Below are 21,923 nucleotides of genomic sequence, written 5' to 3' on the forward strand. Positions count from 1 at the left end.
CAGCTGTGGCGACGGCGCCGATCAGTGGCACGAACGCGGCTCCGGTGCGCGGCCGGTCCACCCGGCAGCGGGCGGCGGTCGCGGCGGCGCTCGACGAGGTCGACGAGTTCCGCAGTGCCCAGGACCTGCACGATGTGCTCAAGCACCGGGGTGACTCGGTCGGGCTGACCACGGTCTACCGCACGCTCCAGTCCCTGGCCGACGCCGGCGAGGTCGACGTGCTGCGCACGACCGACGGTGAGGCGGTCTACCGGCGGTGCTCGACCGGTGACCACCATCACCATCTGGTCTGCCGCGTCTGCGGCAAGGCCGTCGAGGTGGAGGGCCCCGCCGTGGAGCAGTGGGCCGAGACCATCGCCTCGCAGCACGGCTATGTGAACGTGGCCCACACGGTGGAGATCTTCGGGACCTGCTCGGACTGCGCGGGCGCCAAGGGCTGAGCCCCGGGCACAGGACGACCTACCCCGGAGGGGGCCCCGGCGACGGGGCCCCCTCCTCGTCGTCTCAGGACTTGGTGATCTCCTCGGCACCGCCGAAGCGCCGGTCGCGCCGGGCGAATTCCAGGCAGGCGTTCCACAGGTCGCGCCGGTCGAAGTCCGGCCACAGGACGTCCTGGAAGACCATCTCGGCGTACGCGCTCTGCCAGATCAGGTAGTTGGACGTGCGCTGCTCCCCGCTGGGGCGCACGAAGAGGTCCACGTCCGGCATGTCCGGGTAGTAGATGTACTTCGCGAAGGTCTTCTCGTTGACCTTCGCGGGGTCGAGCTTCCCCTCCGCCACGTCCTGCGCGATGCGCTGCGCCGCGTCGGCGATCTCGGCCCGGCCGCCGTAGTTGACGCAGAAGTACAGTGTCATCTTGTCGTTGTCCTTGGTCTGCTCCTGCGCGACCTGGAGCTCCTGGACGACGGACTTCCACAGCTTCGGCATGCGGCCGACCCAGCGGATACGGATGCCGAGCTCGTCCATCTCGTCGCGGCGGCGGCGGATGACGTCCCGGTTGAAGTTCATGAGGAACTTCACCTCGTCCGGCGAGCGCTTCCAGTTCTCCGTGGAGAAGGCGTACAGCGAGAGGTTCTTGACGCCCATCTCGATGCAGCCCTTGAGGACGTCCATGACGACGCCCTCACCGACCTTGTGGCCCTCGGTGCGCGGAAGACCCCGCTCCTTGGCCCAGCGGCCGTTCCCGTCCATCACGACGGCGACGTGCTTGGGCACGAGCTCGCCGGGGATCTTCGGCGGGGTGGCGCCGGAGGGGTGCGGCTCGGGGGTCTTGTACTCACGCCGGTTACGGCCGCCGAGCATCCCGCGTACTGCCATGGGCTTCTCTCGTCTCCCTGTGTCACTTCTCTACATACCGCAGCGAGCGCAGGCCGCGCTCCAGATGCCAGTGCAGATAGGCGGACACGAGCCCGCTCCCCTCCCTGACATGACGCGCCTCGGACGCGTCCGCCGTCTCCCAGTCGCCGCTGAGCAACGCGCTCAGCAGTTCGACGGCCTCCGCCGAGGGTACGACGCTGCCGGGCACCCGGCAGTCGCCGCATACGACGCCGCCCGCGGCGACGGAGAAGAACCGGTTCGGGCCGGGCATTCCGCACCTGGCGCAGTCGACGAAGCTGGGGGCGTAGCCGTTGACGGCCAGGGAGCGCAGCAGGAACGCGTCCAGGATGAGGTTCGGCGCGTGTTCGGCGCGCGCGAGGGTGCGCAGCCCGCCGACGAGCAGCAGGTACTGCTGGACCGCGGGCTCGCCCTCGTGGTCGGTGAACCGCTCCGCGGTCTCCAGCATGGCGGTGCCGGCGGTGTAGCGGGCGTAGTCGGAGACGATCCCGCCGCCGTACGGAGCGATCGTCTCGCTCTGGGTGCAGAGGGGGAGGCCCCGGCCGATCAGCTCGCTGCCGCGCGCGAAGAACTGCACGTCCACATGGGAGAAGGGTTCGAGCCGCGCCCCGAATTTGGACTTGGTGCGGCGCACCCCGCGCGCCACAGCGCGCACCCGCCCGTGGCCGCGGGTCAGGATCGTGATGATCCGGTCGGCCTCGCCCAGCTTCTGCGTACGCAGCACGACGCCGTCGTCCCGGAACAAGCTCATGCACCCATTGTCGCCCACCGGGGCGGGCGCCCGTCGGCGGTCCTCATTCCTGGTGCCCCGCGGGCACCACCAGCCCGGACTCGTAGGCGATGATCACGAGTTGCGCGCGGTCCCGGGCGCCCAGCTTGCCCATGATCCTGCTCACATGGGTCTTCGCGGTGAGCGGGCTGAGGCCCAGTGTCCCGGCGATCTCCGTGTTGTTCCGGCCGCGCGCCACGAGCGTCAGCACCTGGCGCTCGCGGTCCGAGAGGCACTCCGGGCCACCCCCCTGCCCGAGGGCGGGCGCACCGGGGCCGCTGAGGACCCGGGCGATGAGACGGGCGGTCGGGCCGGGCGAGAGCAGCGACTCCCCCGCGGCCACCGTCCTGATGGCGGCGAGGAGTTCGGCGGGCCGGGTGTCCTTGACCAGGAATCCGGAGGCGCCGGCGCGCAGCGCCTCCAGGACGTGGTCGTCGGTGTCGTACGTCGTCAGGACGAGCACCTTCACCCCGGCGAGGTCCTCGTCGGCGGCGATGAGGCGGGTGGCCTCGATGCCGTCGAGCTCAGGCATCCGGATGTCCATGACGACGAGGTCGGCGCGGGCCGAGCGGGCCCTGTCGACCGCCTCCAGGCCGGTGGCGGCCTGGCCGACGACGGTCATGTCCGGGTCGGACTCGACCAGCATCGCGAAGGCCGCCCTGACGAGGTTCTGGTCGTCGGCGAGCAGGACGCGGATCACCGGAGGACCTCCTCGGGGCCGGCGGCCGGAGCCGGGCACCCGGCCGGGGACCCGGGCAGCGGCAGCACGGCGTCGACCCGGAAGCCCCCGCCCGCCAGCGGACCCGCGTCCAGGGTGCCGCCGCAGGTGCGGGCCCGCTCCCGCATGCCCACGATGCCGAAGCCGGGCCCGGGGCCGGCCTCCACGGCGCCGCCGGGCCCCGAGGGCGCCCCGTCGTCGATGACGGTCACCCGCAGCGCCGGGTGGCCGGGCTCGGGCTCCACCGTCACCTCCGTCCGTACTCCCGGGCCCGCGTGCCGTACGGCGTTGGTCAGCGCCTCCTGCACGATCCGGTAGGCCGCAGCGCCGGTCGCCGGCGCGATCCTGTGCTCCGGGGCCCGTACGGACAGCTCCACGGTCGCTCCGGCCGTCCTGGCGGCCCGCACGAGGGCGGGGAGCGCGTCCAGGCCGGGCAGCGGCCCGTCACCGCCGGTGGAGCCGTCCCGCAGGACCTGCAGGGTGGTACGCAGCTCGGCGCGGGCCTCGCGGCAGGTGCCGGCGATGTCGTCGAGGGCCTGTGCGACGGCTGTGCGGTCCAGCCGGTCCGGGTCCACGGTCAGGATGTGCGAGGCCACGGAGGTCTGCACCCCGATGACGGTGATGCTGTGGGCCAGCAGGTCGTGCAGGTCGCGGGCGATCCGCAGCCGCTCCTCCACCACCCTGCGCCGGGCCTCCTCCTCCCGGGTGCGCTCGGCCCGTTCGGCGCGCTCCACCACGGAGGCGACGTACTGCCGGTAGATCCGCACGTCCACGCCGCAGAACAGCACCGCGACGATCCAGCCGGAGATTCGCAGGAGTTCGAGCCCGTGGTGTGCGTCGATGATTCCGACCACGGACACCATCACGGTGATCACTACGCAGCCCGTGAGCAGGGTGCGCAGCGGGCGGCCGGTCACCGCCACGGTGTAGAGCACCACAAAGGTCTGCGGCATCGGCGCCGAGTGGGCGTTGTCCAGGAGGTGGTAGGCCATGAGGACCGGGATCATGGCGAGCAGCACCGCGACGGGGTTCCTGCGCCGCCATACCAGCGGCAGGGCGCTGGACAGCAGGAGGACCCAGCCGAGTGCGTCGGGGAACCGCCCGTCGTCGGTCACGAAGGCCAGGACGGCCGACAGCGCGCCGGCGCCCGTGGCGACGAGGGAGTCGGTGCGCAGCTTGTGCGGCGCGTCCATGGGGTCGCGGTTGACCACGGCCAGGACGCGCTCGCCGCGGCGCGTGATTCGGGGAGCGGACACGCTGCCATCCTCGGTCGGTCGAGTGTCTGCCGTCAGCGGATTGCGACGAGTTCCGGTTCGCCGGGGAGGTTCTCGGCCGGTTTGCGGCCGAGCCGTCCCGGCCACCAGATCCGCCGTCCCAGGGCCACGCTCGCCGAGGTCACGAGATAGGTGCGGACCAGGAAGGTGTCCAGCAGCACCCCGACGGCGATGACGAAGCCCATCTCGACCAGCGCCGTCATCGGCATGCTCGTGAGCACGGCGAAGGTTGCCGCGAGCACCAGCCCGGCGGAGGCGATGACGCCTCCCGTCGTCCGCAGCGCGGTGAGGGCGGCGTCGGTCGGTCCGGCTCCGGCCAGGGCCTCCTCCCGCATCCGGTGCATCAGGAAGATGCCGTAGTCGACGCCGAGCGCCACGAGGAAGACGAAGGACAGCAGGGGCAGTCCGGGATCGGTGCCCTCCAGGCCGAGGAGCGGCTCGAGTACGAGACCCGCGATGCCGAGGGCGGCGCCCCAGACGGCGACGACGGCGGCCACGAGCAGCAGCGGGGCGACGAGACTGCGCAGCAGCACGACCAGGATCAGCAGGACCGAGAGGACGACGAGGGGGACGACGGTCTTCAGGTCACGGGCGTTGGTCTCCTCCAGGTCCGCCTGCTGGGCACTGGGACCGCCGACGTGGCTGCCGTCGAGCCGGTCGCGCAGGGCGGCGATGGTGGCCCGCTCCCCCGACGACTCCGGCGGCGCCTGGGCGGTGACGGTGAGCTCGGTCCAGCCGCCGCCGCTGCGGCCCCTTACCGCGTCGGCGACGCCTTCCGTGGCGCGGGCCTCCGCCAGCGTCCTGTCGGCCTGTCCGGTGGGGGTGATCACGGTGATCGGCTGGGTGGACCGCTCCGGGAAGGCGGTGGCGAGCGTCTCCATCGCGGTGATCGACTCCGGCTTGCTGGTGAAGGAGTCCTCCTGCTTGAGGTCACCGGGCAGGCTGAACACGCCCAGCGCCAGCGCGCCGAGCAGCACGCCCCCCGAGACGAGCACGGCCACGGGCCGGCGTCCGGCGGAACCGCCCATGGCGGCGAAGACCGAGCGGCGGCGCCGGGGCTCGGCACCGTACGCGGGCACCAGCGGCCAGAAGACGCGTCGCCCCAGGAGGACGAGCAGGGCGGGCAGGAGGGTCGTCATGGCGAGGAGCGCGCACAGCACACCGACGGCGGCGATGGGTCCCATGCCGCGGCTGCTGTTGAGGTCGGCGGCGAGCAGGCACAGCATGCCCGCGGCGACGGTGCCCGAGGAGGCCAGGACGGCGGGCCCGCAGCCGCGCAGCGCGGCGGCCATGGCGTCCACGGGCCGTGCCAGGCGCCCGAGTTCCTCCCGGTAGCGGGCCACCAGCAGCAGGGCGTAGTCCGTGCCGGCGCCGAAGACCAGGATGGTCATCACGGCGGAGCTCTGGCCGCTGACGGTGGTGCCGAAGCCCTGGTTCAGCCCGTACGCCACCGCCATCGACAGGAGGTCCGCGAGACCGGCGACGACCAGGGGGACCAGCCAGAGGAACGGGCTGCGGTAGATCAGGACCAGCAGGAGCGCGACGACGCCCACCGTGGTGTAGAGCAGCGGCCCGTCCAGGGACGTGTAGACCTCCTGGGCGTCCGAGGTGAGGGCCCCGGGCCCGCCGACCTCGACGCGCAGCCCGCCGCTGCCCTCGGCCCGTTCGCGTACGTCGGTGACGAACGCGGTCCTGGCCTCCGGGTCCTGGCCGGGCGCGGTCGAGGAAACCGGGAACATCAGCGTCGTACCGTCCTCGGACCCGATTCCCTCGGGGGGCGCGGGGAGGCCGTGCTCACGCGTGACCGTGGCGATCTGTTCGCCTGCCGTGCTCCGGTCGGCCGCGGTGAGCCCGCCGTCCCGGTGGTAGACGAGGACGAGATCGGTGGACTCCCCGCCGGGCAGCGTGTCCTGGACCTTCGCGACCTGGGTGGAGTCCGCGCCTGCCGGCAGGTAGTCGACGGCGCGGTCGCGCTGGACGTCCCCGAGCTTTCCGGCGAACGGCATCGCGACGGCGATCAGGACGACCCAGAACCCCACGACCAGCCACGGCAGCGCACGCCTCCGTCCGGTCCCCCGCTCCTGCCGTGGTGGTGTACCGCTCGTTCCCGCTTCGGCCCGCATGACGGGGCCTCCCCTCCTGGACGGTGTCGGACCTGTCCAGACTCCCGTCCGGGGATGGCCGGTTCGTCGCGCGCGGGAAGGACTTGACCGCTACTGCCCGGGGTGGCGGGCGACGGTGGTTACTCCCGGGGGAGTACTCCGGCGCCGCACGGCGAAGGCTTCGCCTACGAAGGCGTACGCGCCGCCTCCAGCAGCTTCGCCGTGTCCGTGGGGCAGAGCTGGAGCGCGCTGCCGACCGTGGTCAGCACCTCGCGTTCGGCCGGGCTGTAGGGACCGTCGGCGAGCGCGATCCTGGCGCCCTGGAGCAGAACCGATTCCCGTCCCGCGGCGGCCAGGTGCGGCGCGAGCGGCTTCAGGACCTCGTGGAGCTCTATGGCGAGGGCGGCGCCGCAGGCCTCGGCCGCGGGGTCGGTCCCGTCGCCGGAACCGGTGTCGGCGGCGAGCACCTCGACGATGGTGAAGAGCTGTTCCTGGGAGCAGTCGTCGAGTCCCGCGTCGCGGACGGTGGCCGCGGCGGTCTCCAGGACCGTACGGGAGGTGGTGCCGCCAGCGGCGAGCACGGCGAGTGTGACGGTGTGCACGGCCTCCCGCAGCATGGCCGAGAAGCGGGTGGTGGTGGGGTGGTCGAGGGCGTCGGGCGCGAAGTGCGTCCCGCAGGCGGCGCATTCGACGACGGGCCCGGCGCTTCCCCGGGCGAGCAGCGGCAGCCCGAGGACGGTGAGGCGGTGGCGTCCTGTGAGGCGCCGGTAGTTGCGGTCGCCCCCGCAGCACGGGCAGAAGAACTCTCCGTCGCCGACGGTGTCCCAGACGGTACGGATGCCGTAGATGCGCAGTCTTACGGCGCGTTGTCCTTTGGCTGTCCGCACGTCGCACACCTCCGTAACCCCACGGCAACATTGCCGCGCTGGACGTGATGTTAGCCACATGCGTGAGGTGGCGTCAGTATCCCGGAGGTCAAAACCCCGGTATATGGCCGAACCCCGCCCACCCTCGGCGGGTGAACGGGGCTCTCGGGCCGGGCAGTTCAGCGGCGTATCGGACGTATGCCCGGAATGCCGCGTGGCGGGGTCAGCGGGTCGCGCGGTTGACCGCGGAGACGACCGCCTTGAGGGAGGCGCGCGTGGTGTTGGCGTCGATACCGATGCCCCACAGCACCTTGCCGTCGATCGCGCACTCGATGTAGGAGGCGGCCTGCGCGCTCGCGCCCTCGCTCATCGTGTGCTCGGTGTAGTCCAGCAGACGGGCGTCGATGCCGATGGCCTGCAGCGCTTCGAAGAACGCGGAGATCGGGCCGTTGCCCGTGCCGGTCAGCATCGTGTCCGAGCCGTCGACGGTGGCCTCGACGGTGATCGTGTCCTGGCCGTCGGAACCGGTCGTCGTCTGACCCGAGCGGATCTGTACGCGTCCCCAGGCGTTCTCGGGGCTCGGCAGGTACTCGTCCCGGAAGGTCGACCAGATCTGCGTCGGCGTGACCTCGCCGCCCTCGGCGTCGGTCTTGGCCTGAATGATCCGGGAGAACTCGATCTGCATCCGGCGCGGCAGGTCCAGCTTGTGGTCGTTCTTCAGGACGTAGGCGATTCCGCCCTTGCCGGACTGCGAGTTGACCCGGATGACCGCCTCGTAGGAGCGGCCGACGTCCTTCGGGTCGATCGGCAGGTAGGGCACCGCCCACTCGATGTCGTCGACGGTCTTCCCCTGGGAGGCCGCGTCGGCCTCCATGGCGTCGAAGCCCTTCTTGATGGCGTCCTGGTGGGAGCCGGAGAAGGCGGTGTAGACCAGGTCGCCCGCGTAGGGGTGGCGCGGGTGGACCTCCATCTGGTTGCAGTACTCGCTGGTGCGGCGGATCTCGTCGATCTGCGAGAAGTCGATCTGCGGGTCGACGCCCTGGGAGAAGAGGTTCATGCCCAGGGTGACCAGGTCGACGTTGCCGGTGCGCTCGCCCTGGCCGAACAGGCAGCCCTCGATGCGGTCGGCACCCGCCATGATCGCCAGCTCGGCGGCGGCGACGGCGGTGCCCCGGTCGTTGTGCGGGTGCACCGACAGGCAGACGTGCTCGCGGCGGGACAGGTTGCGGGACATCCACTCGAAGCGGTCCGCGTGGGTGGAGGGCGTCGAACGCTCCACGGTCGCGGGCAGGTTGAGGATGATCTCGCGGCCCTCCTCCGGCTGCCAGACGTCACAGACGGCCTCGCAGACCTCCAGGGCGAAGTCCAGCTCGGTGTCGGTGAAGATCTCCGGGCTGTACTGGTAGCCGAAGATCGTCTCGTCGCCCAGGATCTTGTCCGCGTACTCCATGACCAGGCGGGTGCCGTCCACGGCGATCTGCTTGACCTCTTCCTTCGAGCCGCGGAAGACCACGCGGCGGAAGGTGGGGGCGGTGGCGTTGTACAGGTGGACGGTGGCACGCCGCGCGCCGACCAGCGACTCGACGGTGCGCTCGATCAGCTCCTCGCGGGCCTGCGTCAGGACGGAGATCGTCACGTCCTCGGGGATCGCGCCCTCTTCGATGATGGAGCGTACGAACGCGAAGTCGGTCTCGCCGGAGGACGGGAAGCCGACCTCGATCTCCTTGTAGCCCATGCGTACGAGCAGGTCGAACATCTCGCGCTTACGGGCCGGCGACATGGGGTCGATCAGGGCCTGGTTGCCGTCACGCAGGTCGGTGGACAGCCACCGGGGCGCCACGGTGATGCGGTTGTCCGGCCAGGTGCGGTCGGAGATGTCCACCGCCTCGTAGCCGCGGTACTTGTGGACCGGCATCCCGGAAGGCTTCTGCAGCTGCTTCGCGTTGGTCACCGGGGTGGGGCCACCGACGGGGGCGGGGACGGCATCGGTGTGCGCGGGGGAATTCACTGCGGTCATGGCGTACGGCTCCTCTGAGGTCCAGCAGGGGCGGCCGACTGTGTCGCTGGCAACAGCGAACTCCGCGGGGAGGGAGCCGGCCTACGACTACAGGCCCTCGCCGCGGCAGCTAAGAAGGAGCAGCCCGAAACGCATGATGCGGCAACACTAACCGAGGGGCGCCTGGTGCGTCGGTCCGTATCAGTATGCGGGATCGCCTCTTCATGGAGGCGGAACAGTGATACATCACTCTATTTCGTCAATCACGATCGCAACCAGTGACAGCGCGGTGACGGAGTGCCACAGTCATTTGCATGCAGCCTCGACCGAACAACGGGCTCCAGCCCGTCTTCTGCACCATCGTGCCGCCCCACCTCCTCGACAAGCTGTCCCAGGCCGACGACCCCCTCCTGGCCGATCCCGCACGGCGCACCCTGGACGCCGACGCCGCCCGGCGCCATCACCGGCGGGTGACCGCTCTGGCCTGGACCCCCCAGGCCGTCCTCACCTCCGACCCGGTCCCGACCAAGCCCCACCGCACCCTCTACGACTGCGGGCACGGCACGGACCTGCCGGGCGTCAAGGTCCGTGACGAGGGCGAGGAAGCGACCCAGGACGCCAGCGTCAACCGTGCGTACGCGGGACTCGGCGCCACCTTCGATCTGCTGCTCACGGAGTACGGCCGCAGCTCGATCGATGGCAAGGGGCTGCCGCTCATCGGCTCCGTGCACTACGACGAGAAGTACAACAACGCGTTCTTCGACGGCGAGCAGATGGTCTTCGGGGACGGCGACGGCGAGATCTTCCTCGACTTCACCGTCGCGATCGACGTGATCGCCCACGAGCTGGCGCACGGCCTCACCCAGTACACGGCCAACCTCGCCTACCAGGGCCAGTCGGGCGCGCTCAACGAGTCCGTCTCGGACGTCTTCGGCTCCCTGGTCAAGCAGTACTCGCTGGGACAGAGCGCGGACCAGGGCGACTGGCTGATCGGCGCGGGGCTGCTCGCCCCCCGGGTCAGCGGCGTCGCACTGCGCTCGATGAAGGCTCCGGGCACGGCGTACGACGACGACGTGCTCGGCAAGGACCCGCAGCCCGGGTCGATGGACGACTACGTCGACACGGACGAGGACAACGGCGGGGTCCACATCAACTCCGGTATCCCCAACCGGGCGTTCTACCTGCTGGCCACGGCACTCGGCGGCAACGCCTGGGAGCGGGCGGGGCGGATCTGGTTCGACGTGCTGACCGGCGGTGAGCTGGGCCAGGAAGCGTCCTTCAAGGACTTCGCCAAGCTGACCGTCGCGGCGGCGCAGCACAGGTTCGGGGAGGGCGACGAGGCCGAGGCGGTGCTCAAGGCGTGGTCGGAGGTGGGCGTGCCGACCCGTTGACCGGGTAGATACACGCGGGGCCGTCCGAGCGGGGTCAAGGTGTCAGGCAGGAGCCGGTACGCATGCGCATCCAGGTGAGCCGGACCGGCGGGTTCGCCGGCATCGCACGCCACGGCGAGATCGAGACCTCGGGGCGGCCCGACGCCGGCGACTGGGAGGCCCTGGCCGAGTCGGCGCTCGCCGCCGGCCCGGGCGGCCCGTCCGCGGGTGTGCCGGACGGCTTCCGCTACCGGATCACGGTGGGCGACCGGACGGTCGACTGCGCGGACCCACGGCTGACCGAGGCGCAGCGGACGCTGATCTCCCGGGTCCTCAAGGAAGGCGCGTAGGCGCGGTCCCGCCGGGCCCGGGCGCCGGATGCCGAACAGCCCTGGACCGGCCTCAGAACCCCAGCCTCCGGGGCCTCAGCGGCTTCGCACGGCTGCGCCGGCCTCCGGCCGGCGGTCCGTGGCCCCGCTCAGAACCCCAGCTTCCGCAGCTGCTTCGGGTCGCGCTGCCAGTCCTTGGCGACCTTCACGTGCAGGTCGAGGAAGACCGGCGTGCCCAGGAGCGCCTCGATGTGCTTGCGTGACTTGGTGCCGACGTCCTTGAGCCGCTTCCCCTTCGGGCCGATGATGATGCCCTTCTGGCTGGGCCGCTCGATGTAGACGTTCGCGTGGATGTCCAGCAGCGGCTTGTCCGCCGGCCGGTCCTCACGCGGCAGCATCTCCTCGACGACGACGGCGATGGAGTGCGGCAGCTCGTCCCGTACGCCCTCCAGCGCGGCCTCGCGGATGAGTTCCGCGACCATGACCATCTCGGGCTCGTCGGTGAGGTCGCCCTCCGGGTAGAGCGGGGGGCTCTCCGGCAGCAGCGGAGCGATCAGGTCGGCCAGCAGGCTCACCTGCTGGTCCTTGACCGCCGAGACCGGGATGATCTCGGCCCACTCGAAGCCGAGCTCGTCGGCCAGCGCGGAGACGGCGAGGAGCTGCTCGGCGAGCGCCTTGGACTCCACCAGGTCGGTCTTGGTGATGATCGCGATCTTCGGGGTCTTCTTGATCCCGGCGAGCTCCTTGACGATGAACTTGTCGCCGGGGCCGAGCTTCTGGTCCGCGGGCAGGCAGAAGCCGATGACGTCGACCTCGGCCCAGGTGGTCCGCACGACGTCGTTCAGCCGCTCCCCGAGCAGCGTGCGCGGCTTGTGGAGGCCGGGCGTGTCGACCAGGATCAGCTGGGCGTCGTCACGGTGCACGATGCCGCGCACCGTGTGCCGGGTGGTCTGGGGGCGGTTGGAGGTGATCGCCACCTTCTGACCGACCAGAGCGTTCGTGAGGGTGGACTTGCCCGCGTTGGGGCGGCCCACGAAGCAGGCGAAGCCGGCCCGGTGGGGGGCAGTGTTCTCAGCCTGCTGCGCAGCAGCTTCTGTGTTCGGTCGAGCGCTCATGGCGCCCATTCTCCCCGATCCCGGCGGCGGCGTTGCACAGCAGGGCGCCGCCGGGCCCGAATCAGCCCGCGGCGGTCGTGGACCGGAGCGTCCCGTCGGGCCCCGCGAGCAGCACGGGAGTGTCGGGCCCGCCCAGGTCACGGACGGCTGCCCGGTCGGCGTCCGAGGAGGTCGCGGCCTCGGAGACGACGGCAGCCGCCTCCAAGGACGTGGCGCCGCTGGCCACCGCCATGGCGACGGCGGTCTGCAGCGCGCTGAGCTTCAGCGAGTCCAGTGTCACGGTGCCGGCGGCGTACGTACGCCCCGTCTCGTCCCGTACGGCGGCGCCCTCCGGCACCCCGTTGCGGGCGCGGACACTGCGCGCCAGAGTGACGATCTTGCGGTCCTCGGCGCCGAGGTCGGTGCTATCGGTCATGTGCTGAGCATACGAAGGGGGCGTGCGCCCGCCTCTCGACGGGGTCCGATCATCCCGGGACCGGGTACATCGAGCCGCGCCGGCCCTCGGGCGAGTCGAGCCACTGGAGCTTGGCCTCCGTGCCGGTGTCCGGGAGCGGCGTGTGGAGCACGATCACCAGGTCGGGGCGCGCGGGCACCCGCAGCTGGGTGGATTCCACGTGCAGGGTGCCGACGAGCGGATGCTGGAGTTCCTTGCGGACCTGGCCGCCCGGGGCGACGTCGCGCCGGTCCCAGAGCGCCGCGAACTCGGGGCTGAGCTCCTTCACCTCGGCGACCACGGCCCGGAATCCCTCGTCCCCGGGGTGCTCGGAGCACGCCGCCCGGAACTGGGCGACGACCTGGTGGGCGATGGTCTCCCAGTGCTTCGATCTGGCCCGGTACACCGGGTCGGTGAAGAACACGATCATGCAGTTCTGCACGATCCCGGGGCGCATGCCGAGCACCGCCGACGCCGCGTCGTTGTAGGCCACGGTGTTCCAGTAGCGGTCCATGATGTGGGCCGGGAAGGGCATCCAGGCGTCGATGAGCCGGTTCAGCCCCGCGCACATGTCCTGGTGGGCCGGGTCGACCTCCAGGGCCGGCGGATTGAGCCCGGCCAGCGCGTAGAGGTGGCGGCGCTCCGCGCTGCTGAGGCGCAGGACCCGCGCCACGGCGTCCAGGACCTGCGGTGACACGGTGATGTCGCGGCCCTGCTCCAGCCACTGGTACCAGGAGACGCCCACGCCCGCGAGGACGGCGACCTCCTCCCGGCGCAGGCCCGGCGTGCGCCGGCGCGCCCCTCCGTCCGGCAGGCCGGCCTCGGCCGGGGTGACCCGGGCCCTGCGGCTCATCAGGAACTCCCGCAGCTCGCCGAGCCGGTGGGACTTGCCGTCGGTGCCGGTCCGGACCGTGCCGGTCCGGACCGTGCCGGTCCGGATCTCGCTGTTCTGGGCCGGTGAAGCCACGTACTCCCCCTGGTGTCCGTGCGCGTGCCTGCCTGGTGGTGCGGCCAACAGGATAAGTGCCCGCTCCCCACGGATATTCCGGTGGATCCAGGCTGTGGGACATGCCGATCGAAACCCCGACTCATGCTTCCGTGTCCGCCGCCGCTCCCGTCGCTCCCGCGCCGCCCGCGCTCTCCGGGCGGGACCGGCTGGTGCTCTTCGTGCTGTGTGCCGCCCAGTTCATGGTGGCGCTCGACTTCTCCGTACTGAATGTGGCTCTGCCCGTCCTCGGTGAGGACCTGGGGCTGAGCCGGTCCGGGCTCCAGTGGGCCGTCACCGCGTTCGCCCTGCCGTCCGGCGGCTTCCTGCTGCTCTTCGGCCGGATCGCCGATCTCTACGGCCGGCGCAGGCTGTTCCTCACCGGTCTCGCCGTCTTCGGGGTGTCCTCACTGCTGGCGACGCTGGCCTGGGACCCGGCGTCCTTCCTGGCCGGGCGGGCGCTCCAGGGGCTCGGGGCCGCCGTGATCGTGCCGACCGGGATGTCCCTGCTGACCACGACGTTCCCGGAAGGCCCGCTGCGGGACCGGGCGCTGGGCATCAGCGGGACGCTGCTCTCGCTGGGCTTCACCGTCGGGATGGTGGCGGGCGGGGTGCTCACCGACACCCTCGGCTGGCGGTCCACGATGGGGCTGCTGGCCGGCGCCGCGGTCGTCGTGTTCGTCCTGGCGCCGAAGGTGCTGTCCGAGTCGCGTACGCCGGAGCGGCCGAAGCTCGACGTGCCGGGTGCCGTCACCGTCACCGGCGGTCTGCTCGCGCTGATCTACTCGCTGTCGACGGCCGCCGAGCGCGGCTTCGGTGGTGCGGACGTGCGGATCACCCTGGTGCTGGGAGTGGCCCTGCTGACCGCGTTCGTGATCGTCGAGTCCCGCTCGGCGGCCCCGCTCGTCTCCCTGCCGATGCTGCGGCGTCGTACGGTCGCGTTCGGCAACCTGGGCGGTCTGGCCACGTTCTCGATGATGAGCACGATCGTGTTCGTCCTGACCCTGTACCTCCAGGACCTGCTGCGCCTGTCGGCCCTCGGGACGGGCCTCGTCTTCGGCGTCCAGGGCCTGGCGTCGGTGGCCGCCGGGGTGTACGCCCCGAGGATCGTCGGCCGGATCGGCGCACGCCGGACACTGGTCCTGTCCCTGATCGGCCAGGGCGTGTTCATCGGGGCGCTGCTGGGCCTGGGCGAGGACTCCGGTGTCTGGCTGGCCACGGTGGCGGTGTCCCTGGCCAGCGCCTTCCACCTGGGCGCCATCATCGCCTACGGGCTGACGGTGACCTCCGGCGTGCCGAACGAGGAGCAGGGCCTGGCGACCGGTCTGGTCACCACGACGCAGCAGGTGGGTCTCACGGTCGGCATCCCGCTGCTGGGGGTGCTGTCGACCACGCAGGGGTCGCTGTTCGAGGGCGTACGGCTGGTGGTGGCCGTCGCGGCGGTCATTCTGGTCGCGACAGGGCTGGCGGTGGGCGCCGGTCTGCGCCGGGCCTGACGCGCGCGGCCCCGCGAGCCCCTACGGCCGGTCCAGGCGCAGCCGTTCCGCCTTGGGGAGCCCGGCCACCACAAGGTCGTAACTGTCCTCCACGAGCTCCCGGACCATCCTGTCCGGGAGCTCGGAGACCGTCACGGTGTTCCAGTGCCGCTTGTTCAGGTGCCAGCCGGGGACGATCGCGGCGTGCTCCTTGCGGAGCCGCAGCGCGTCGTCCGGGTCGCACTTGAGACTGACCTGCAGAGGCCGCCCGTCGAGCGCGCTCAGGGCGAACATCTTTCCCAGGACCTTGAAGACCGAGGCCTCGGGCCCGAAGGGAAACTCCTCCGCGCTCGCGTTGAACTCCAGGCAGAACGTGCGCAGCTCCTGGGGAGTCATGGCGATTCCGTTCCCTCCGGTTCCACCAGCACCGTGACGATCTTGTTCCTGCGGCCCGCCGGGGACTCCGCGGTGAGACGGAGCTTGCGCCCGTCGGGGAGGTCGACGATCGAGGAGGCTCCGGAGATCGGGACCCGCCCGAGCGCCTTCGCCAGCAGTCCGCCGACGGTCTCCACGTCCTCGTCGTCGTACGCGTCGAGGCCGAACAGCTCCCCGAGATCGCCGATGTCGAGCCGGGCGGTCACCCGGAAGCAGCCGTTCTCCAGCTCCTGGACCGGCGGGAGTTCGCGGTCGTACTCGTCGGTGATCTCGCCGACGATCTCCTCGAGGATGTCCTCGATGGTGACGATGCCGGCCGTGCCGCCGTACTCGTCGATGACGACGGCGACGTGGCTGCGGTCCTGCTGCATCTCGCGCAGCAGGTCACCGGCGTTCTTCGTGTCGGGGACGAACGCGGCGGGGCGCATCGCCGTGGAGACCAGGTCCGCCTCCGCGTCCCGGTTGATGTGCGTCTTGCGGACCAGGTCCTTGAGGTAGACGATCCCGACGATGTCGTCCTCGTTCTCCCCGGTGACCGGGATCCGCGAGAAGCCGGAGCGCAGTGCGAGGGTCAGTGCCTGACGGACCGTCTTGTACCGCTCGATGCAGACCAGGTCCGTACGGGGCACCATGACCTCGCGCACGAGGGTGTCGCCGAGCTCGAAGACCGAGTGCACCATGCGGCGCTCCTCGTCCTCGATGAGCGACTCCTGCTCGGCGAGGTCGACCATGGCGCGCAGTTCGGCCTCACTGGCGAACGGGCCCTTGCGGAAGCCCTTGCCCGGGGTCAGCGCGTTGCCGAGGAGGATCAGCAGCTGCGGGATCGGGCCCATGATCCTGGCCAGCGGCAGCAGGGCGTACGCCGCGGCCGTGGCCGTGTTCAGCGGGTGCTGGCGGCCGATGGTGCGCGGCGAGACCCCGATGGCGACGTAGCTGACGAGGACCATGACGCCCATGGCGACGGCGAGCGCCTCCCAGGTCTCCGGCAACTCCTTGAGGCAGGCGTAGGTGACGAGCACCCCGGCCGACATCTCGCAGGCGACCCGCACGAGCAGGGCCACGTTCAGATAGCGGGTGGGGTCGGCGGCGACCTGCTCCAGCTTGGCGCTGCCGCGCCGCCCGGCCCGGACGGCCTCCGCCGCACGGAAGCTGGACGTGCGCGCGATGCCGGCCTCGGCGCACGCCGCGAGCCAGCCGACGACGATCAGCAGGACCGCGCCGAAGACGAGGGGGACGCTCACGAGACGGTGGGGGCGGGGGACGGCCCGGTCAGGCCGCGCTCGCCGCGCCAGCCGTCGACGATCGCGGCCTGGAGGCCGAACATCTCGGCCTTCTCGTCCGGCTCCTCGTGGTCGTACCCGAGGAGGTGCAGCACCCCGTGGACGGTGAGGAGCTGGAGCTCCTCGTCCATCGAGTGCTGCGTCTCGGCGTCCTCGCCCTGCTTCTTCGCGACCTCCGGGCAGAGCACGATGTCACCGAGGAGCCCCTGCGGGGGCTCCTCGTCGTCCTTGGCCGGGGGACGGAGCTCGTCCATCGGGAAGGACATGACGTCCGTCGGGCCGGGGAGGTCCATCCACTGGATGTGGAGCTGCTCCATGGCGGCGGTGTCCACCACGATCACCGAGAGTTCGGACAGCGGGTGGATCCGCATCCGGGCGAGGGCGTAGCGGGCGATGTCGAGGATCGCCTGCTCGTCGACCTCGGTTCCGGACTCGTTGTTGACGTCGATCGACATGGTGCGCTGCGACTACTTCCCGTTGCGGCCCTTGGGGCCCTCTGCGTTGTCGTACTTCTCGTACGCGTCGACGATACGGCCGACGAGCTTGTGCCGGACGACATCCTGGGAGGTGAGCCGGGAGAAGTGCACGTCATCCACGTCCTGGAGGATCTCCTGGACCTGGCGGAGACCGCTCTTGGTGCCGGTCGGCAGGTCCACCTGGGTGACGTCACCGGTGACGACGATCTTGGAGTCGAAGCCGAGGCGGGTGAGGAACATCTTCATCTGCTCGGCGCTGGTGTTCTGCGCCTCGTCCAGGATGATGAAAGCATCGTTCAGGGTCCGACCACGCATGTAGGCGAGCGGCGCGACCTCGATGGTGCCCGCGGCCATGAGCCGGGGGATCGAGTCGGGGTCGAGCATGTCGTGCAGGGCGTCGTAGAGCGGGCGCAGATACGGGTCGATCTTGTCGAAGAGCGTGCCGGGCAGGAAGCCGAGCCGCTCCCCCGCCTCGACGGCGGGCCTGGTGAGGATGATGCGGCTGACCTGCTTGGACTGCAGCGCCTGGACCGCCTTGGCCATGGCCAGGTAGGTCTTTCCGGTGCCCGCGGGACCGATGCCGAAGACGATGGTGTGCTTGTCGATCGCGTCGACGTAACGCTTCTGGTTGAGCGTCTTGGGGCGGATCGTGCGGCCACGGCTGGAGAGGATGTTCTGGGTGAGCACCTCGGCGGGGGTCTCGGCCCCTTCCGCGTTGCCGTTCCCGCTCGCCCTGAGCATGGCGATCGAGCGTTCCACAGCGTCCTCCGTCATCGGCAGCCCGGTGCGGAGCACCAGCACCATCTCGTCGAACAGGCGCTGGATGAGGGCGACGTCCGCCGCGCTTCCAGTCGCGCTTATCTCATTGCCCCGGACATGGATGTCGACGGCCGGGAACGCCGTTTCGATGACGCGCAACAGCGAGTCGCCCGACCCCAGGAGCATCACCATGGGGTGTGCGGCCGGAATGCTGATCTGGGCGCGCGCCTGCGGCTGTGTCGGTGACTGAGTCATGGGCCGGCCCTCGGGCCTGCGCATACCTCCCGTTGCAGGGCAGTCGCTGCTCGACCGCCTCTGGAGTACCAGCGTACGACTCCCCGCCGACAACACCGAGAGGTTTTACCCGGTGATCATCAGGCTTTCACTGGCGGAAGCCGATGGTCGGGACGGCGCGGCGCAGGGGCCACGCCCTGCTGGAGGCGGGCAGCAGCTCGTCCAGGAAGGCGTAGCGCTCCAGTGCCGCCGGGTCCTGGTCGGCGCAGGTGCGTACCTGCTGCCACCAGCCGGCGATCTCCGCCCATCCGGGTGCGGACAGCGATCCACCGAACTCCTGTACGGACAGCGCGGCCGTCAGTCCCGCGAAGGCGAGGCGGTCGGCGAGCGGCCAGCCGGCCAGGGTCCCGGTGACGAATCCGGCCACGAAGACGTCGCCGGCCCCCGTGGGGTCCAGGGCCTCCACCGCGATGGCGGGCACCTCGGCGGCCGTACCGGCCTCCCGGTCCACCGCGTAGGCGCCCTCGGCGCCCAGGGTGACCACGGCCAGCGGTACCCGCTCGGCCAGGGCGTGGGCGGCGGCGCGCGGGCAGTCCGTGCGGGTGTAGCGCATGGCCTCCTCGGCGTTCGGGAGGAAGGCCAGGCAGTGCCCGAGGTCGGGCAGGGCGTCCAGGTCCCAGCGACCCGTCTCGTCCCAGCCGACGTCGGCGAAGACCATCGCGCCGTTCCGGGCGGCCCCGGCCACCCAGGGCTCGCTGCGGCCGGGGGTCAGTGAGGCGACGGCGGCGCGGGCCCGGGGCGGGCAGTGCGGGAACGTACTGCCGGGGGGCACGGCGGCGGCGGGGGCCGGCGCCTCGTGACCGTGCGAGACCATCGTGCGCTCGCCCTCGTACGCCATGGAGACGGTGACGGGCGAGTGCCAGCCGGGGACCGTGCGCGACATGGCCAGGTCGATGCCCTCGCCCTGTTCGAGGGCGTCCCAGCAGTACTCGCCGTAGTGGTCGTCGCCGAAGGCGGCGGCCAGTGAGGTGTGGAGACCGAGCCGGGCGAGGGCAGTGGCCATGTTGGCGACGCCCCCGGGGCTGGAGCCCATCCCCCGGGCCCAGGACTCCGTCCCGCGCACGGGTGCGCTGTCCAGCCCGGTGAAGATGATGTCGAGGAAGACCGTGCCGGTCAGGAAGACGTCACAGGCCGGATCCTGCGGGGCGCGCAGCCCGAGCAGCGGGTCGATGCCTGGATCAGCTGTACTCACCGTGCGCTCCCGGGCCTCGGCAGATCTGAACAGTGGAGGATGCGGCCAGTGTGCCGGATCCGCCGCCGCTTCCGGAGGGCCCGCGCCGTACCGCGCAAACTCACTCCCACCTGCATAAACATGCGCAACTACCCGCCTCGTTCATGCATAAACCTGAACGTGACCCAGATCACATCGAGCCGACTTTCCGTCGCCAGGGCGCGCTTGATACAAATTGCCCCGCGAGCACCGTTCGGGACAGTTGACGAGAGTGCCGCTTCTCCCGCTTTTCCTCGCCTCACCCTCCCCTGCCCTGCCCCGCTCCACCCTCCCCTGCTCCACCTCTGCCTTGCCCTCCCCCGCCTTGCCCCGCTCCACCCTCCCCTGCCTTCTTCCGCCTCTTCTGGCATGTCCTCAGGAACGCCCATGTCCTCGCGCCCTCGCGCCGCGTGGCCCCTGGTCGCCGTGTTCACCGCCGGTTACCTCGCCGCCTATCTCCTCCCCACCATCGTCGGCCGCCTCAGCACCTATCTGGGCCTGAGCTCCGCCCAGGCCGGCCTCGTCGGCAGTGCCCTCCTGCTCAGCTCGGCGTCGGCCGGCTTCGCGCTGGCGGGACGCGTCGAGAGATTCGGGTCGTGCAGACCGGCACGCGCGGGACTGCTGCTGGCGATGCTCGGCTACGGCTGCGCGGCGCTGACCACCTCGATGCCCCTGGTGATCGCGGGTGTCGTGATCGGCGGCTTCGGATCGGGTACGGCGACCGCGGTCGCGGCGTCCGGCATCGCGGCGCAGAGCGACCCGCACCGGACCTCGTCCCTCGGGCTGCTCAGCGTCTCGGCGACGGCGGGGGCCCTCTACCTGACGATCCCTCACCTGGGTGGCGGCCACCGGCTTCCGTTCGCCTCCATCGCGCTGGTCGCGCTGCTCGTCTGGCCCGCGACCTCCCGGCTGGGCGGCCCCGCCCAGGCCGGCGGGGCGTCGCCGGTGCAGGGACGGCTGCCGCACCGGCGGTCGGGGCTGGTCCTGGCGGGCGGGATGCTCGTCTGGTCCATGGCGCAGAACGCCCTGTGGGGCGTGAGCAGCCGCATCGGCGCCGTCCAGGTCGGTCTCTCCGAGGTGACCATCGGCGCGGTGTTCGCCGCCGCGCTGGGAGCGGGACTGCTCGGCGTGATGGGCGCGGGCGTCCTGGGAGCCCGGCTCGGCCGGGCGGTCCCGATCGGCCTCGGGACGATGATCATCGCGGGAAGCATCGTGCTCAGCTCCTCGGCCGAGGACCTGGGGTCGTTCGCGACCGGTGAGATCGTGTGGAACACCTTCTACCCGGTGGTCCTGTCGTATCTGATCGGGCTGGCCGCGTCGCTGGACGTGCGCGGCCGATGGGCGGTCCTCGCGGGTTCGGCGGCATCCGTCGGCACGGCCTGCGGCCCCCTGCTCGGCAGCGTGCTCTCCGAGCAGGCGGGCTACGCGGTGATGGGACTGGTCCTGGGGGCCGCCACGCTCCTGGTCGCGGCTCCCGTCACGGCGGTGGCGCTGCACACCGGCGGCCGGCCGCTGGTGCCCGGTTCCGTCCGGCGCAGGGGCGGTGCCCCGGCCGCGCTCCTCGCCGCCACGACCAACAGCCTCTCCGGCGCGGTGCCCAGGCTGGGCGCGCCGGAGCAGGAGGTCGCGGAGATCAGCGTGCCCGCGCTGCGGCGCAGGCGGCTGGTGCGGAGCGCGATCCGGGCGGCGGGACCGGACGGCGGTTCCGGTCAGTCGAACGTGTAGGCCTCGACCTCGGAGAGGTAGCGCGCCCTGCGCTCCTCGTCGTGGTCGAGGAAGGCCGCCTCGAAGGAGTTACGGGCCAGGGTCCGCAGCTGTTCGCGGTCCAGGCCGAGCGCCTCGTGCACGGCGTGGAAGGTGTCTCCGACGTATCCGCCGAAGTAGGCGGGGTCGTCGGAGTTCACCGTGCAGAGCAGGCCCGCGGCCATCATGGACCGCAGCGGGTGCTCCTCCAGGACGTCGATGGCGCGCAGCCGTACGTTCGAGAGCGGGCAGAGGGTCAGCGGGATCCGCTCGGACACCAGCCGGTCCACCAGCTCCGGGTCCTCCATGCAGCGCAGGCCGTGGTCGATCCGTTCGACACCGAGGACGTCGAGGGCCTCCCGGATGTACTCCGGCGGGCCCTCCTCGCCGGCGTGGGCGACCTTGCGCAGGCCGAGGGCCGCGGCGGCCGCGTACACCTCGCGGAACTTCGCGGGCGGGTGCCCGACCTCCGCCGAGTCCAGGCCCACGGCGCTGATGCGGTGCAGGTACGGCTTCGCGGCTTCCAGGGTCTCCAGCGCGGACCCGGCGGACTTGTCGCGCAGGAAGCACATGATCAGCTGGGTGGAGATGCCGTGCGTCTCCTCGCTGCGGTCCAGCGCCCTGCCGAGCCCCTCGATCACGGTGCCGATCGGGACGCCCCGGTCGGTGTGGGCCTGCGGGTCGAAGAAGATCTCCGCGTGCCGGACGCCCTGGGCGGCGGCGCGGGCGAGGTAGGCGTCGGCCAGTTCGGCGAAGTCGTCCTCGGTGCGCAGGACCGCCATGAGGGCGTAGTAGAGGTCGAGGAAGCTCTGCAGGTCGTCGAAGAGGTAGGCGGTGCGCAGCTCTTCGGTGTCCGCGTAGGGCAGGTCCACGCCGTTGCGTGCGGCGAGCGCGAAGGCCAGCTCGGGTTCGAGGGTGCCTTCGATGTGGAGGTGGAGTTCGGCCTTGGGGAGGTGCAC

Annotated in this window: 21 protein-coding genes; 5 read left to right on the forward strand and 16 right to left on the reverse strand. The window is 71.3% G+C overall.

What is annotated here, in order from left to right:
• Positions 1–5: 5 nt before the first annotated feature.
• Entirely contained in the window at positions 6–440 is a 435-nt protein-coding gene (locus tag ACIP63_RS04255) for a Fur family transcriptional regulator (protein ID WP_104785532.1), read from the forward strand.
• Between the two features lie 64 nt (positions 441–504).
• Here ACIP63_RS04255 and ACIP63_RS04260 read toward each other — a convergent pair whose 3' ends face one another.
• From ACIP63_RS04260 to leuA, 7 genes are all read right to left on the reverse strand, one after another.
• Complete coding sequence (locus ACIP63_RS04260) at positions 505–1,317, reverse strand: isoprenyl transferase (protein WP_401511314.1); 813 nt, start codon at positions 1,315–1,317, stop codon at positions 505–507.
• A 22-nt stretch (positions 1,318–1,339) separates the two neighbouring features.
• Positions 1,340–2,086, reverse strand: coding sequence for a DNA repair protein RecO (recO, locus tag ACIP63_RS04265; protein ID WP_401511316.1), 747 nt, complete (start codon positions 2,084–2,086; stop codon positions 1,340–1,342).
• Between the two features lie 43 nt (positions 2,087–2,129).
• Positions 2,130–2,804 (reverse strand): response regulator, encoded by a 675-nt coding sequence (locus tag ACIP63_RS04270; RefSeq protein ID WP_401511318.1) that lies wholly within the window; start codon positions 2,802–2,804, stop codon positions 2,130–2,132.
• The gene (locus ACIP63_RS04275) at positions 2,801–4,078 is read right to left on the reverse strand and encodes a sensor histidine kinase (protein ID WP_401511319.1); all 1,278 of its coding nucleotides are present in this window, start codon (positions 4,076–4,078) and stop codon (positions 2,801–2,803) included. The genes ACIP63_RS04270 and ACIP63_RS04275 overlap by 4 nt, the downstream gene beginning before the upstream one ends.
• 32 nt (positions 4,079–4,110) lie before the next feature.
• On the reverse strand, positions 4,111–6,219 hold the full coding sequence (locus ACIP63_RS04280; RefSeq protein WP_401511320.1) for an MMPL family transporter: 2,109 nt from the start codon (positions 6,217–6,219) through the stop codon (positions 4,111–4,113).
• A 164-nt stretch (positions 6,220–6,383) separates the two neighbouring features.
• Positions 6,384–7,085: a TerB family tellurite resistance protein gene (locus tag ACIP63_RS04285; RefSeq protein WP_401511322.1), complete on the reverse strand. Its 702-nt coding sequence runs from the start codon at positions 7,083–7,085 to the stop codon at positions 6,384–6,386.
• Positions 7,086–7,287: 202 nt separating this feature from the next.
• Positions 7,288–9,081: a 2-isopropylmalate synthase gene (gene leuA / locus ACIP63_RS04290; RefSeq protein WP_401511324.1), complete on the reverse strand. Its 1,794-nt coding sequence runs from the start codon at positions 9,079–9,081 to the stop codon at positions 7,288–7,290.
• A gap of 293 nt (positions 9,082–9,374) precedes the next feature.
• On the opposite strand from leuA, the gene ACIP63_RS04295 reads away from it, so the two are divergent.
• The gene (locus tag ACIP63_RS04295) at positions 9,375–10,451 is read left to right on the forward strand and encodes a M4 family metallopeptidase (protein WP_401511326.1); all 1,077 of its coding nucleotides are present in this window, start codon (positions 9,375–9,377) and stop codon (positions 10,449–10,451) included.
• Positions 10,452–10,513: 62 nt separating this feature from the next.
• The gene (locus ACIP63_RS04300; RefSeq protein WP_401511327.1) at positions 10,514–10,780 is read left to right on the forward strand and encodes a protealysin inhibitor emfourin; all 267 of its coding nucleotides are present in this window, start codon (positions 10,514–10,516) and stop codon (positions 10,778–10,780) included.
• 128 nt (positions 10,781–10,908) lie between these two features.
• Here the strand turns inward: ACIP63_RS04300 and era are convergent, their stop codons facing one another.
• From era to ACIP63_RS04315, 3 genes are read right to left on the reverse strand one after another with little or no spacing between them, the layout of a single operon-like run.
• Positions 10,909–11,883, reverse strand: coding sequence for a GTPase Era (gene era / locus ACIP63_RS04305; RefSeq protein ID WP_187281951.1), 975 nt, complete (start codon positions 11,881–11,883; stop codon positions 10,909–10,911).
• A 52-nt stretch (positions 11,884–11,935) separates the two neighbouring features.
• Positions 11,936–12,289, reverse strand: a complete 354-nt coding sequence (locus ACIP63_RS04310; RefSeq protein WP_104785542.1) for a cytidine deaminase — start codon at positions 12,287–12,289, stop codon at positions 11,936–11,938.
• 49 nt (positions 12,290–12,338) lie between these two features.
• Positions 12,339–13,247 carry a helix-turn-helix transcriptional regulator gene (locus tag ACIP63_RS04315; protein WP_401512258.1) on the reverse strand — a complete coding sequence of 303 codons (909 nt, stop codon included), beginning with the start codon at positions 13,245–13,247 and terminating at the stop codon, positions 12,339–12,341.
• A gap of 128 nt (positions 13,248–13,375) precedes the next feature.
• Between ACIP63_RS04315 and ACIP63_RS04320 the strand changes: the two genes are divergently transcribed.
• Positions 13,376–14,788 carry an MFS transporter gene (locus ACIP63_RS04320; protein ID WP_401511330.1) on the forward strand — a complete coding sequence of 471 codons (1,413 nt, stop codon included), beginning with the start codon at positions 13,376–13,378 and terminating at the stop codon, positions 14,786–14,788.
• A gap of 21 nt (positions 14,789–14,809) precedes the next feature.
• On the opposite strand, the gene ACIP63_RS04325 is transcribed toward ACIP63_RS04320, so the two are convergent.
• The 5 genes from ACIP63_RS04325 to ACIP63_RS04345 form a co-directional block, all read right to left on the reverse strand.
• Entirely contained in the window at positions 14,810–15,163 is a 354-nt protein-coding gene (locus ACIP63_RS04325; RefSeq protein ID WP_401511332.1) for an MmcQ/YjbR family DNA-binding protein, read from the reverse strand.
• Positions 15,160–16,443 (reverse strand): hemolysin family protein, encoded by a 1,284-nt coding sequence (locus ACIP63_RS04330; RefSeq protein WP_401511334.1) that lies wholly within the window; start codon positions 16,441–16,443, stop codon positions 15,160–15,162. Before ACIP63_RS04330 ends, ACIP63_RS04325 begins: the two co-directional genes overlap by 4 nt.
• Positions 16,440–16,937 carry an rRNA maturation RNase YbeY gene (gene ybeY / locus ACIP63_RS04335; RefSeq protein ID WP_277334053.1) on the reverse strand — a complete coding sequence of 166 codons (498 nt, stop codon included), beginning with the start codon at positions 16,935–16,937 and terminating at the stop codon, positions 16,440–16,442. Before ybeY ends, ACIP63_RS04330 begins: the two co-directional genes overlap by 4 nt.
• Before the next feature lie 12 nt (positions 16,938–16,949).
• Positions 16,950–17,972: a PhoH family protein gene (locus tag ACIP63_RS04340; RefSeq protein ID WP_401511335.1), complete on the reverse strand. Its 1,023-nt coding sequence runs from the start codon at positions 17,970–17,972 to the stop codon at positions 16,950–16,952.
• 127 nt (positions 17,973–18,099) lie between these two features.
• Positions 18,100–19,203, reverse strand: a complete 1,104-nt coding sequence (locus tag ACIP63_RS04345) for a carbohydrate kinase family protein (RefSeq protein ID WP_393761877.1) — start codon at positions 19,201–19,203, stop codon at positions 18,100–18,102.
• Positions 19,204–19,608: 405 nt separating this feature from the next.
• Between ACIP63_RS04345 and ACIP63_RS04350 the strand changes: the two genes are divergently transcribed.
• A complete protein-coding gene (locus tag ACIP63_RS04350; protein WP_401511336.1) occupies positions 19,609–20,946 on the forward strand; it encodes an MFS transporter in 1,338 nt (445 codons plus the stop codon).
• Here ACIP63_RS04350 and ACIP63_RS04355 read toward each other — a convergent pair.
• The gene (locus ACIP63_RS04355; RefSeq protein ID WP_401511338.1) at positions 20,931–21,923 is read right to left on the reverse strand and encodes an adenosine deaminase; all 993 of its coding nucleotides are present in this window, start codon (positions 21,921–21,923) and stop codon (positions 20,931–20,933) included. The genes ACIP63_RS04350 and ACIP63_RS04355 overlap by 16 nt on opposite strands.

It is taken from the genome of Streptomyces sp. NPDC088746, assembly GCF_044751065.1.
GTDB lineage: Bacteria > Actinomycetota > Actinomycetes > Streptomycetales > Streptomycetaceae > Streptomyces.

Excerpts from the sequence above, each read along its gene's own strand:
- leuA (WP_401511324.1), bottom strand. The coding sequence starts at position 9,081 with ATGACCGCAGTGAATTCCCCCGCGCACACCGATGCCGTCCCCGCCCCC.
- ACIP63_RS04325 (WP_401511332.1), bottom strand. The coding sequence starts at position 15,163 with ATGACTCCCCAGGAGCTGCGCACGTTCTGCCTGGAGTTCAACGCGAGC.
- ACIP63_RS04295 (WP_401511326.1), top strand. The coding sequence starts at position 9,375 with ATGCAGCCTCGACCGAACAACGGGCTCCAGCCCGTCTTCTGCACCATC.
- ACIP63_RS04280 (WP_401511320.1), bottom strand. The coding sequence starts at position 6,219 with ATGCGGGCCGAAGCGGGAACGAGCGGTACACCACCACGGCAGGAGCGG.
- ACIP63_RS04350 (WP_401511336.1), top strand. The coding sequence starts at position 19,609 with ATGTCCTCGCGCCCTCGCGCCGCGTGGCCCCTGGTCGCCGTGTTCACC.
- recO (WP_401511316.1), bottom strand. The coding sequence starts at position 2,086 with ATGAGCTTGTTCCGGGACGACGGCGTCGTGCTGCGTACGCAGAAGCTG.
- ybeY (WP_277334053.1), bottom strand. The coding sequence starts at position 16,937 with ATGTCGATCGACGTCAACAACGAGTCCGGAACCGAGGTCGACGAGCAG.
- ACIP63_RS04300 (WP_401511327.1), top strand. The coding sequence starts at position 10,514 with ATGCGCATCCAGGTGAGCCGGACCGGCGGGTTCGCCGGCATCGCACGC.
- ACIP63_RS04320 (WP_401511330.1), top strand. The coding sequence starts at position 13,376 with ATGCCGATCGAAACCCCGACTCATGCTTCCGTGTCCGCCGCCGCTCCC.
- ACIP63_RS04260 (WP_401511314.1), bottom strand. The coding sequence starts at position 1,317 with ATGGCAGTACGCGGGATGCTCGGCGGCCGTAACCGGCGTGAGTACAAG.
- ACIP63_RS04310 (WP_104785542.1), bottom strand. The coding sequence starts at position 12,289 with ATGACCGATAGCACCGACCTCGGCGCCGAGGACCGCAAGATCGTCACT.
- ACIP63_RS04340 (WP_401511335.1), bottom strand. The coding sequence starts at position 17,972 with ATGACTCAGTCACCGACACAGCCGCAGGCGCGCGCCCAGATCAGCATT.
- era (WP_187281951.1), bottom strand. The coding sequence starts at position 11,883 with ATGGGCGCCATGAGCGCTCGACCGAACACAGAAGCTGCTGCGCAGCAG.